We start from the raw sequence: 10,766 nt of genomic DNA, 5'->3' as shown, positions 1-10,766 counted from the left end.
CGCGTGGGCGCGCGCCCCCTCGCCCCTTTTCTGCGGGGCGGCACCCAACCGGCCTGCCCCGCAGGGCAGTTGCCCGGCTCCCTCCCTCCGGCTCCCTTCACACCCCGTGTGAAGCGCGGTTCACTACCCTGACGGCACGGAGTCAGTACGCCGACTGGAAATCCAGTCATGAGTCGCCGGCCCGTGCGCGGGCCCGGCTCACCGGGAGGCCGGCATGGAGCCCAACACCCTGCTCGACGCGATCCTCGACGAGGCGGGCATCTCGCACGCCGGGCTCGCGGCGCGCATCAACCATCTGGGGCGCCGCCGCGGCCTCGCCCTGCGCTACGAACACACCGCGGTCGCCCGCTGGCTGAAGGGCCAGCGGCCGCGCGGCCAGGTCCCCGACCTGATCTGCGAGATCCTCGGCGAACGGCTGCACCGCGCGGTCGGCCTGGACGACATCGGCCTCAGCCGCCCCGGCCTGGGCCGCACCACCTCCGACACCCCGCTCTCCGGCTTCGTCGAGCGGGCCACCGCGCTGTGGCGCTCCGACGAACAGCAGCGCGCGCACGTCGTGGATGCCCCCGCGCTGACCGGCACGTCCGCGGTCATCCCCGTCTGGGAGTGGGAGAACCCGCCCGAGGACTCCGACGTCTCCCGGGACGGCGTGGCGCGGGTCGGCATGGCCGACATCGAGATGCTGCGTGCCGCCAGGACCCACTACGAGCACCTGTACCGCAAGGCCGGCGGCGTCGCGACCAGGACCCGTATCGTCGGCTTCCTCAACACCGAGGCCGCGCCGCTGCTGCGCGGCAGTTACAGCGACGCGACGGGACGCCAACTGCACCGCGCCACCGGCGGTTTGGTGGCCGTCGCGGGCATCTGCGCCTACGACTCGGACGCGCTCGGGCTGGCCCAGCGCTATTTCCACCAGGCACTGCGCCTGGCCAAGGCCAGCGGTGACCGCGGCCTCGGCGCCTACATCATCGCCCTGCTCGTCAACCAGTCCCTCTTCGTGCGGGAGTACCGGCAGGCGGTGGCCTTCGCGGAGGCCGCGCTGCGGGCCGCGGGACCGCAGATCACCTCGGCGCTCGCCGCCGACCTCTACGCGATGCAGGCCAAGTCCTATGCCCGGCTCGGCGACGGCACGGGCGCGCTGGCCTGCATCCGGCGCGCGGAGGCGGCGGCCGAGCGGATCAGGCCGGGGCTCGAACCGGCGGAGACCGGCTACGTCCAGCCGGGCCTGGTGAACGTGCAGGTCGCGGAGGCGTTACTGAGCCTCGGTGATCTGCGGGCCGCGCGGGAGCAGGCGGATGCCGCCGTGGACACGCCCGCACACGACCGGGGACGGGTCCACCGGCTGGCCATGCTCACCCATATCGAGCTGCGCCAGGGCGATGCCGACCGGGCGGCGGCCAATGCCGCGCAGATGACCGAGCGGGCCAGGGGAGTGGAGTCGCAACGGTTGCGGGACCGGCTGCGGGCGGTGCGCGAACATCTGGCGGAGACCGGTAGCTCCGCGACGGACGCGGCGGCCGATCTCATCGACGAGGTGCTGCGCGTACCGCTGTAGGGCGCGACCTGCTCTGACCGGGCTGCGTGTCACCTTGCCGGACAAACCGCGGAAGGTGGCAGACAGTGCGTTGGAACAATCTCGCGGAAGAGACCGTATACGAGAACCGCTGGTTCCGGGTCAATCTCGCCGATGTGCGGCTCCCTGACGGCCGGCACCTGGATCACTACCTGATCCGGATGCGGCCGGTGGCCGTGGCCACGGTGGTCAACGAGGCCAATGAGGTGCTGCTGCTGTGGCGGCACCGTTTCATCACCGACACCTGGGGCTGGGAACTGGCCGCCGGCGTCGTCGAGGACGGCGAGGACATCGCGGCGGCCGCGGCACGGGAGATGGAGGAGGAGACCGGCTGGCGGCCGGGCCCGCTGACCCATCTGCTGTCGGTCGAGCCGTCCAACGGCCTCACCGACGCCCGGCACCACATCTACTGGTCCGACGAGGGGACCTACACCGGCCCGCCCGAGGACGGCTTCGAGTCCGACCGGCGGGAATGGGTGCCGCTGAAACTGGTGCCCGACATGGTGGCGAGGGGAGAGGTGCCGGCCGCCAACATGGCGGCCGCTCTGCTGATGCTGCACCATCTCCGGCTCGGCTGAGCCCCGGCCACCGGTGGGCCCGGCAGGGGTCACCCCGCCGGGCCCACCGGGCGGTCACCTGGCCAGCACCTGCCAGACGGCCACCGCGAGCGCCGCCAGGCCGGTGAGCGCGGCGAGCGAGGGAAGTGGCCAGCGGCCGCTCTCCAACTGCCTGACGCGGGCCTGCAGTTCGCCCGCGTCCCGCTCGTACTGCGCGGAACGCTGGGCGAGCAGCGCCAGTTCGCCGTCGACACGGGCGGTGCGCACGTCGAGGCAGCGCCTCAGCTCCGCCATGTCGGTGGCTACCAGCTCGGGCTTGGGGTGGGCGGTCACTTTCCGCTCCTCTTTCCGTTTCCGGAATCGTCTGTGGATCCGTACGACACCAGTCAACTGCCCAGGAGGAAAAGGCGGGAGCGTGTGTGCGGGAGAGATGCGGGTCACCGGCGCACACCCCGTGTGAAGTGACGGAGAGTGAGATTCGGGGCGGGCGGCGGCCGGTTCACGCGGGGTGCGAACCGTGCACCCCGGGTTGGCCGTTTCACACGCTTATGCCGCCGCCCGCGCGGTAGTTGACTGGAAGGCGCCAGGGGGGAGCGGCCGGCGGACGGGCGCCCGCCGGCCGCTGTCCGCCCGCCGGATTCCCCCGAACGGCGGGCGGACGGCCCGTACGCCCGGTGCGCCGCAGCACGACGGCCCGCGTCCCCGAGGGGAGCGGGCCGTCGTGGCGGCGCGAAGGCTCAGTACGAGTAGAAGCCCGAACCGGACTTACGGCCGAGACGTCCCGCGTCGACCATGCGGGCGAGCAGCGGGGGAGCGGCGTACAGCGGCTCCTTGTACTCCTCGTACATCGAGGCGGCGACGGAGGAGACGGTGTCCAGGCCGATCAGGTCCGACAGCTTGAGCGGGCCCATCGGGTGGGCGCAGCCCAGCTCCATGCCGCGGTCGATGTCCTCGCGGCTGGCCATCCCCGACTCGAACATCCGGATCGCGGAGAGCAGGTACGGAATGAGCAGCGCGTTGACGACGAAGCCGGACCGGTCCTGGGCGCGGATCGCGTGCTTGCCCAGCACGTCCTGCACCAGCGTCTCGGCGCGGTTGATCGTCTCCTCTGCGGTGGTCAGCGCGGGAATCAGCTCGACGAGCTTCTGCACGGGCGCCGGGTTGAAGAAGTGGATCCCGATGACCTGGTCGGGGCGGGAGGTGGCGACGGCCAGCTTCACCAGCGGGATCGACGAGGTGTTGGAAGCCAGGATCGCGTCCGGCCGGGTCACGACCTGGTCGAGAACCTGGAAGATCTCGGTCTTGACCTGCTCGTTCTCCACGACCGCCTCGATCACGAGGTCGCGGTCGGCGAACTCCCCGAGGTCGGTGGTGAAGTTGAGCCGGCCGAGCGTCGCGTCGCGCTCCGCGGCGGTGATCTTGCCGCGCTCGGCTGCCTTGCCGAGGGAGTTGGTCAGGCGGGTACGCCCCAGCTCCAGGGCCTCGCCTGTGGTCTCGGCGACCATGACGTCCAGCCCGGCGCGGGCGCACACCTCGGCGATGCCTGCGCCCATCTGGCCGCAGCCGACCACTCCGACGCGTGCGATGTCGGTGAAAGAGTCCGTCACCTCGTGCCTTTCGCTGATCTTCAGGACCGGCAGCGCGTCGCAGGAGCCCGCCTTCACCCGCGCAGGCCGGGCTCGGGCCACGAGCTGATCCAACCGGGGGGTAAAGGCGGGCTCCAAGGGTTCCGACGACCGCCTCGGTCCCGACGTTACTCCGAGCGGTAGGAGGCACCGGGCCCCGGGGCGGGCATTCTGACCTCGAAGAATGGGATGAACCGGACAAGTTGGGGGCTTTTCATGAGACGAATCACACGTCGGGGGTTCACGGTGGCCGCACTCGGCGCCGCCTCGTCACTCCTCGCCGAAGGAGAGGCGACGGCCACCGGCCGGCCCGGCCCCCGGAAGATCCACCGCGAGCTGCGCGGCATGTGGCTGGCGACCGTCGCCCGCCGGGACTGGCCGTCGGCGCCCGGTCTCGCACCGGCCGCCGCGCAGCGCGAACTCCTCGCCCACCTCGACACCGCGGCCGCCCGCCGCCTCAACGCCGTCTTCTTCCAGGTGCGCCCCACCGCGGACGCCCTGTGGCCCTCGCCGTACGAGCCGTGGTCGGACTGCCTCACCGGGCGGCAGGGCCGCGATCCCGGCTGGGATCCGCTCGGCTTCGCGGTCCGCGAGGCCCACCGCCGCGGCCTGGAACTGCACGCCTGGTTCAACCCGTACCGGGTCGCCCACCACACCGACCGCGGCCTGCTGGCCCCCACCCACCCCGTACGCCGCCATCCCGCCTGGGCGCTGCCGTACGGCGGCGAGCTCTACTACAACCCCGGCCTGCCGCGGGTCCGCCGCTTTGTCCAGGACGCGATCATGGACGCGGTACGGCGCTACGCCGTCGACGGCGTGCATTTCGACGACTACTTCTACCCGTACCCGGTCGCCGGGCAGACCTTCGACGACGACGCGGCGTACGCGGCGCACGGCGGCGGCTTCGCGGACCGCGCGGCCTGGCGGCGGGCCAACACCGACCTGCTGGTGCGGGAGCTTTCCGCCCGGATCGCCGGGACCGGCCGCCGCGTCCGCTTCGGCGTCAGCCCGTTCGCCGTCTGGCGCAACCGCGCGAGCGACCCGGCGGGCTCGGCGACCCGGGCCGGTGTGCAGACCTACGACGACCTCTACGCCGACACCCGGCGCTGGGTGCGCGAGGGCTGGATCGACTACGTCGCGCCCCAGGCGTACTGGAACCTCGGCTTCGAGGCCGCCGACTATGCCGAGATCGTGCGGTGGTGGGCGCGGACGGTGGCGGGCACGGGAGTGGACCTCTTCATCGGCGAGGCGCTCTACAAGGCGGGCGACCCGGCGCAGCCCGCCGCCTGGCAGGACCCCGCCGAACTCTCCCGCCACCTCACCTTCGCCGGCCGGTATCCACAGGTGGGCGGCCACATCTTCTTCTCGGCGAAGGAAGTCGCGGCCGACCGCTCGGGCGCCATGGCACGGGTCGTCGCCGACCACTACGGGAAGACGGCGTCCCGGCCGCCCAGGTGAAGCGGGGCGTGCGCGGGCACGGGCGGCACCGCCGCTGCCCGGCGGCGGGGCCCGTGCCGTCCTCGTGCGGTGGACGGGATGCGGCGGCCGGGACGCGGCGGGCGCGCCCTACTTCATGGGGCTGCCCGGCTCTTCGTGCCGGACGGTCGTGTCGGGGCCGGGCGACATGATCTTTTCATGGCCGTCCTCGCCGCGGACGCGGTAGGGAGGGGTGCCGTTCTCGCCCAGCACCTCAATGATCTTGACGACGTGGTCGTGCTGTCCGACGGTCCTGCCGTGCACCAGCAGCTGGTCGCCCGTGGTGGCGTGCATCAGGGTCCTCCCGCCTGGGATGGCCGGGTGACCGTACGGCCGGCAACGCGACGGCCGGGCGGTGGAACGGCCAACGGATCACGGGCCGGGAACGGCCCGGACGGCTGTACATGCCGTTGCGGCAAGTTTACGTCCGGGGGCGAACGCTGCATCCGGGCACGGGCACCGCCGCCCGCGCCCGCCGCTCCGGGACCGTCAGACGCGGGACCGCTGGGTGACGGCGATGCACGCCAGCACGGCCAGCGCCGCCACCGGGGCCGCGGGCGGCAGCCGCTCGCCGAGCAGGGCCACCGACCACACCAGCGTCAGCAGCGGCTGCGCCAGCTGCACCTGGCTCGCCTTCGCGACGCCGATGGCCGCCATCCCGCGGTACCAGACGACCATGCCCACGAAGGTCGAGCCGACCGCGAGCCACAGGACCCCGGCCACCGTGTGCGGCGTCAGCCGCAGCGGCTCGGTGGCCAGCGTGATGGCCGTACCCGTCACGGTCACCGGCAGCGCGAGGACCAGCGCCCAGCCGATCACCTGCCAGCCCGGCATCCGGCGGGCCAGCCTGCCGCCCTCCGCGTAGCCGGCCGCACAGACCAGCAGCGCGCCGAACAGATACAGATCGCCGGTGCTCGGCCGCCCGCCGCTCTGCTGCACCGCGAAGCCGATGACGACCGCAGCACCGGCCAGCGAGGCGATCCAGAACGTCCGGGAGGGGCGCGCGCCGGTCCGCAGCGCCGAGTAGACGGCGGTGGTCAGCGGCAGCAGGCCGACCACGACGGCCGCGTGCGAGGTGGTCGAGGTCTGCAGGGCGAGCGTGGTGAGCAGCGGGAAGCCGAGGACGACCCCGCCCATGACGACGGCGATGCCCGCCCAGTGGCGCCGCTCCGGTATCCGTACGCGGCGCAGTGCGAGGCAGGCCCCGGCGACGGCGGCGGCCAGCACGCTGCGCAGCATCACCACGGTCCAGGGGCCCGCGCCCTCCAGGGCCCAGGCGGTCGCGGGGAAGGTGAGCGAGAAGGCGGCGACGCCGAGTGCGGCGAGCAGCGCGCCACGGCCGGCGGTGTGGCCGGGGACCGCGGCCGGGTCCGCGGCCGCATCCGCCGGGCCGTGTGCCGTCCGGTGGCCTTCGAGGGCGGGCCGGTCGGCCGGAGCCGCACCGTCATCGACTGCTATCGCGAGCAAGGCGGTAGCGCTATCGTTGTCTCTCATGCATGAGCGTAGCAGTGTCGCCGATCTTGCCGCAGCCCTCCGCCGGGAGGTGAACCGCTACTCACCAGGTGAGAAGCTACCGTCGAGCCGGGTGCTCGTCGAGCGGTACCACGTGAGCCCGGTGACGGTCTCCCGCGCGCTGGCCGAACTGGCCGCCGAGGGCCTGGTCACCACCCGTCCCGGTGCCGGTGCCTTCCGTGCCGAGCCGCCCACCCGGTCGGCCCGCCCCGTCGACACCTCCTGGCAGGCGATTGCGCTGAGCGCCGAGGGCGCCGCCGACCAGGTGCCGCGCAGCGTCGACGCCGAAGGGGTGCTGGCGACGCTCGCCGTGCCCCCGCCCGGCGTCATCGAACTCAACGGCGGCTACCTGCACCCCGATCTCCAGCCCGAACGCGCCCTCGCCGCCGCCCTCGCGCGGGCCGGGCGGCGCCCCGGGGCGTGGCGGCGGCCGCCCGTGGAAGGCGTCGCGGAGCTGCGTGCGTGGTTCGGGCGGGAGATCGGCGGGCCCGGCGGGGCGGTCGCGGCGAGCGACGTCCTGGTCACCGCGGGCGGTCAGAGCGCGCTGCCCGCCGCCCTGCGCGCGCTCGCCGCACCCGGCGCCCCGGTCCTCGTCGAAGCGCCCACCTATCCCGGCATCCTGGCCGCCGCCCGCGCATCGGGCCTGCGCCCGGTACCGGTGCCGGTGGACGGGGACGGCATCCGCACCGACCTCCTCGCCGAAGCCTTCCGGGCCAGCGGCGCCCGGCTCGTCGTCTGCCAGCCGCTGTTCCAGAACCCGACGGGCACGGTGCTCAGCGGGGAGCGGCGGCGGGACGTGCTGCGGGTGGCGCGTGCCGCGGGCGCATTCGTGGTCGAGGACGACTTCGCCCGCCGGCTGGTCCACGAGAACGCCCCGGCACTGCCGCCGACCCTGATGGCGGACGACGAGGACGGCACCGTCGTCCACGTCTGCTCGCTCACCAAGGTGACCTCGCCCAGCCTGCGGGTGGGCGCGCTGGCCGCCCGCGGCCCGGTCCTCGACCGGCTGCGCGCCATCCAGGTCGTCGAGAGCTTCTTCGTCTCGGGCCCCCTCCAGGAGGCCGCCCTGGAGCTGGTCGGATCGCCGTCCTGGGGCCGTCATCTCCGGCTGATCTCACGGGAGTTGGCGGCCCGCAGGGACGCCCTGGCCACCGCCCTGCACGAGCTGCTGCCCGGCCTCGCCGCACCCGGCCCGGCGCAGGGCGAGGCGTACGGCCGCGGCCTGCGCATCCCGCAGGGCGGCTGCCATCTCTGGCTGCGGCTGCCGGACGGCACCTCCGAGCCGGCGCTGGCCGGTGCCGCCCTGCGCGCGGGTGTCGCCGTCGCGCCGGGCCGCCCGTACTTCGCCGCCGAACCACCGGCTCCCCACCTGCGGCTCGGCTTCGCGTCCGCCACCGGAACGGCCGAACTCGCCGAGGGCGTACGCCGCTTGGCCGCCGCCTGCGCGGAGGTCACCGGCAGCTGAGCGGCGCGCGGCGGCCTCCCGCGCCGCCCGCACAAACGGCTCGACGGCGCCCCGTGGATCTGCGAACCTCCCGGCATGAGCGCTCACCTTCCCGAAGGCTACGAGATCTCCACCGACCCGGACCGCCTGGATACGGACCTGATCCACCACTGGCTGTCCACGGACACCTACTGGGCCCTGGGCCGCGACCGCAGGAAGCAGGAGCTGGCCATCGCCGGGTCGCTCAACTTCGGCCTGTACGAGTCCACTTCGGGCCGCCAGGCGGCGTACGCCAGGGTGGTCACCGACCACGCCACCTTCGCCTGGCTCTGCGACGTCTACGTCGGGCGCGAGGACCGCGGCAAGGGCTTGGGCGGCGCCCTGGTCGAGGCCGTCGCCGACCGCCTCGCGGCCTGCGGCCTGCCGCGGATCACCCTGGCCACCAACGACGCGCACGGCATGTACGAGAAGGCGGGCTTCCGTGCCCTGGCGGCCCCCGAACAGTGGATGACCCTCGGCCTCGCCGACCCGGGCCCGCCCGCCGGGTGACCAGCCGCAAGGACCGACCTCGCCTGCCCCATCCGGCCCAGCGGCCACCCGACCGGCGTACCCGTCCGCCCGACCTGTCTGCACGGTCCGGCCCCCGGCCGGGGCCCGGACCGTGACAGCAGGGGCGCCCGCTCCCGACATGCGACGGGCGAACCGCCGCGTTCTGCTCGCTGTATGCAGATACAGCACGTCCTCCGGCACGCACCGGCGACCGGCGCCCTGGCGGCGTCCGTGGCCCTGATCGGCGCGGGGCCCGCCCTCGCGTCCGGCGGCGCGGACTCGGTGATCGTCCAACCCGCTCCGGTGTCCCCCGGCGAGGAGTTCTCCGTTTTCGACGGCGGCCGGTGTCCGGGCGGGACCGGTGAGGCGACGTTCGGCGGCGCGGGCATCCCGAAGATGAAGCTGTCCATGCTGAGCGATCAGGTGGGCGGCACCGGCACCGTGCCGAAGACCACCAAGCCCGGTTCGTACACCGTGACGATCACCTGCGGCGGAGGCAGAGGCGGCGGGGGAGGGGGAGGCGGCGCGGGCCGCGATGGCTCCGGCTCCTGGGGCGGCGGTACGCACAAGCCGCCGCGGGGGCAGCAGGACGGCGTGGTCCCCAAGGGGCAGCAGGACGGCCTGTCCCCGGACGGAGGTGCGGGCGGCACGGGCGCGTACGGCCGCCAGGCGGCACCGGGCGGCGCACTGCCCGGTGACGGCAGCGGTGCCGAGCTGCCCGATTACGGTGCGGAAGGTGCGGAAGGTGCGGAAGGTGCGGGAGACGCGGGGGACTTGGGGATGCCGATGCCCGGTGACGGGGCGGGCGCCGAGCCGCCCGACTACGGGGCCGGGGCCGACGGCGGGCTCCCCGGAACGGGCGCCGGAAGCCTCCCGCCTGGTGAACAGCGGGCACCTGCGCCCGGGTCACCCACCGCTCAGGCGGGGCCCACGGGCGCCGTGCAGCGGGCCGTGGCGGCGGCATCCGGACGGAAGATGAAGCTCACCGGGACCATGACGGTCGTCGCCGGACACAAGGGCGGACACGGAGGCGGACACAAGGGCGGGCACGAGGACGTGCCCAAGGGCGGCTCGGAGGCCGGGGTCGGCGGCGCGTCCGGGACCGGCGTGGGTACCACGGTGCTGGGCGGCACCCTGCTGGCCGGCGCGGTCGGCTGGGGCCTGGCCACTTGCCGGCGGCACGCCACCCGAGGCGGCGGCCGGCACTGACACCCGGCGCCGCCCCCCCCGGGCGGCGTACCCGGCGCCGTCAGCGGTCCGTGGCCAGCCACACCCGCAGCGGCCCGACCGGCAGGCAGCCGTGGGCGACGGCCGCCGCCAGGTCCTCGCCGGACTCGTAGCCGACGACCGGCAGGCCGGGCCACCGCTCGGACACCGCGCCGAGCGCCCCGGCCCAGGCGGCGCCCGACCCGCCGTCCGCGGCGAACACGTTGGAGAGCCCGACGGCCTGCGCGCTGCGGCTGGCCACCGCGCCCGCCACGACACGGTCACCGTCCCTGCCGCGGAGGACGAACGTCCGCCCGTCACCCAGCAGTTCAGGACGGAAGGGTCCGCCGCCCGCGCCGCCCGTCCCGGAGGCACCGCTCCACGCCGCCGCCCAGGCGGCCAGCGCATCGGCGTCCCGTACGACGTCCCAGCGGACGCCGGTCCGGTCGGTGTCCGGGTGCCGCGGGGCCGGGCCCGGCGGCCGGTGGATCCACTCCGCCTCGAAGAGCACGTCGAATCCCGCGCCTGACAGGTCCAGCGTGCCGAAGCTGTCCTTCACCGAACACCCCGGCGAGGTGGTGTCGATCCGGGCCAGGATCTCCGCGGCCGAGGCGGCGGGGGACAGCGTCACGGCATCCGGATACAGCGGCGGTGTGCGGCGTGACTGGGTCCACGCGGTGTCCCCGAACACGCCGGGGGAGCCGTGCGCCCGGCAGACCGCCTCACACCACTCCGCATTGTTGCGCGCGGCGGTATGCACCCGGCTGTCCCGCTCCGCTGTCCGCCCTGCCTCTGCCCCTGACCCGGTCATCCGGCGATGCTGG

The 10,766-nt window shown here is 74.3% G+C and carries 11 protein-coding genes; 6 read left to right on the top strand and 5 right to left on the bottom strand.

Annotated elements, in window-relative coordinates:
• The first annotated feature begins 214 nt into the window (after positions 1-214).
• Positions 215-1,555, top strand: a complete 1,341-nt coding sequence (locus LIU39_RS27830; RefSeq protein WP_227049662.1) for an NsdA family TPR-like regulatory protein — start codon at positions 215-217, stop codon at positions 1,553-1,555.
• Positions 1,556-1,620: 65 nt separating this feature from the next.
• Positions 1,621-2,151, top strand: a complete 531-nt coding sequence (locus tag LIU39_RS27825) for an NUDIX domain-containing protein (protein WP_227049661.1) — start codon at positions 1,621-1,623, stop codon at positions 2,149-2,151.
• A 54-nt stretch (positions 2,152-2,205) separates the two neighbouring features.
• Here the strand turns inward: LIU39_RS27825 and LIU39_RS27820 are convergent, their stop codons facing one another.
• Positions 2,206-2,463 (bottom strand): hypothetical protein, encoded by a 258-nt coding sequence (locus tag LIU39_RS27820; RefSeq protein ID WP_227049660.1) that lies wholly within the window; start codon positions 2,461-2,463, stop codon positions 2,206-2,208.
• Positions 2,464-2,867: 404 nt separating this feature from the next.
• Entirely contained in the window at positions 2,868-3,737 is an 870-nt protein-coding gene (locus tag LIU39_RS27815) for a 3-hydroxybutyryl-CoA dehydrogenase (RefSeq protein WP_227049666.1), read from the bottom strand.
• A gap of 234 nt (positions 3,738-3,971) precedes the next feature.
• Between LIU39_RS27815 and LIU39_RS27810 the strand changes: the two genes are divergently transcribed.
• Positions 3,972-5,213 carry a glycoside hydrolase family 10-like protein gene (locus LIU39_RS27810; protein ID WP_227049659.1) on the top strand — a complete coding sequence of 414 codons (1,242 nt, stop codon included), beginning with the start codon at positions 3,972-3,974 and terminating at the stop codon, positions 5,211-5,213.
• 108 nt (positions 5,214-5,321) lie between these two features.
• Here LIU39_RS27810 and LIU39_RS27805 read toward each other — a convergent pair whose 3' ends face one another.
• Both LIU39_RS27805 and LIU39_RS27800 read right to left on the bottom strand, forming a co-directional pair.
• Entirely contained in the window at positions 5,322-5,525 is a 204-nt protein-coding gene (locus tag LIU39_RS27805) for a DUF1918 domain-containing protein (protein WP_227049658.1), read from the bottom strand.
• 195 nt (positions 5,526-5,720) lie between these two features.
• On the bottom strand, positions 5,721-6,725 hold the full coding sequence (locus LIU39_RS27800) for a DMT family transporter (RefSeq protein ID WP_227049657.1): 1,005 nt from the start codon (positions 6,723-6,725) through the stop codon (positions 5,721-5,723).
• Between LIU39_RS27800 and LIU39_RS27795 the strand changes: the two genes are divergently transcribed.
• The 3 genes from LIU39_RS27795 to LIU39_RS27785 all read left to right on the top strand — a co-directional run bounded on the left by LIU39_RS27795 (position 6,724) and on the right by LIU39_RS27785 (position 9,945).
• Positions 6,724-8,208 (top strand): aminotransferase-like domain-containing protein, encoded by a 1,485-nt coding sequence (locus tag LIU39_RS27795; RefSeq protein WP_227049656.1) that lies wholly within the window; start codon positions 6,724-6,726, stop codon positions 8,206-8,208. The genes LIU39_RS27800 and LIU39_RS27795 overlap by 2 nt on opposite strands.
• A gap of 75 nt (positions 8,209-8,283) precedes the next feature.
• Positions 8,284-8,736, top strand: coding sequence for a GNAT family N-acetyltransferase (locus LIU39_RS27790; protein WP_227049655.1), 453 nt, complete (start codon positions 8,284-8,286; stop codon positions 8,734-8,736).
• A 174-nt stretch (positions 8,737-8,910) separates the two neighbouring features.
• Positions 8,911-9,945 (top strand): hypothetical protein, encoded by a 1,035-nt coding sequence (locus tag LIU39_RS27785; protein WP_227049654.1) that lies wholly within the window; start codon positions 8,911-8,913, stop codon positions 9,943-9,945.
• A 40-nt stretch (positions 9,946-9,985) separates the two neighbouring features.
• Here the strand turns inward: LIU39_RS27785 and LIU39_RS27780 are convergent, their stop codons facing one another.
• Positions 9,986-10,573 (bottom strand): hypothetical protein, encoded by a 588-nt coding sequence (locus LIU39_RS27780; RefSeq protein WP_308409423.1) that lies wholly within the window; start codon positions 10,571-10,573, stop codon positions 9,986-9,988.
• Positions 10,574-10,766 lie beyond the last annotated feature (193 nt).

The organism is Streptomyces pinistramenti, from assembly GCF_020564935.1.
GTDB classification, from domain to species: domain Bacteria; phylum Actinomycetota; class Actinomycetes; order Streptomycetales; family Streptomycetaceae; genus Streptomyces; species Streptomyces pinistramenti.
Note: the sequence above shows the minus strand (reverse complement) of the source record. Positions and strands in the feature narration are given on the sequence as shown.

Bases quoted from the DNA above. Each gene is read 5' to 3' on its own strand.
- LIU39_RS27830 (WP_227049662.1), top strand. From the start codon at position 215: ATGGAGCCCAACACCCTGCTCGACGCGATCCTCGACGAGGCGGGCATC.
- LIU39_RS27810 (WP_227049659.1), top strand. From the start codon at position 3,972: ATGAGACGAATCACACGTCGGGGGTTCACGGTGGCCGCACTCGGCGCC.
- LIU39_RS27805 (WP_227049658.1), bottom strand. From the start codon at position 5,525: ATGCACGCCACCACGGGCGACCAGCTGCTGGTGCACGGCAGGACCGTC.
- LIU39_RS27795 (WP_227049656.1), top strand. From the start codon at position 6,724: ATGCATGAGCGTAGCAGTGTCGCCGATCTTGCCGCAGCCCTCCGCCGG.
- LIU39_RS27800 (WP_227049657.1), bottom strand. From the start codon at position 6,725: ATGAGAGACAACGATAGCGCTACCGCCTTGCTCGCGATAGCAGTCGAT.
- LIU39_RS27790 (WP_227049655.1), top strand. From the start codon at position 8,284: ATGAGCGCTCACCTTCCCGAAGGCTACGAGATCTCCACCGACCCGGAC.
- LIU39_RS27785 (WP_227049654.1), top strand. From the start codon at position 8,911: ATGCAGATACAGCACGTCCTCCGGCACGCACCGGCGACCGGCGCCCTG.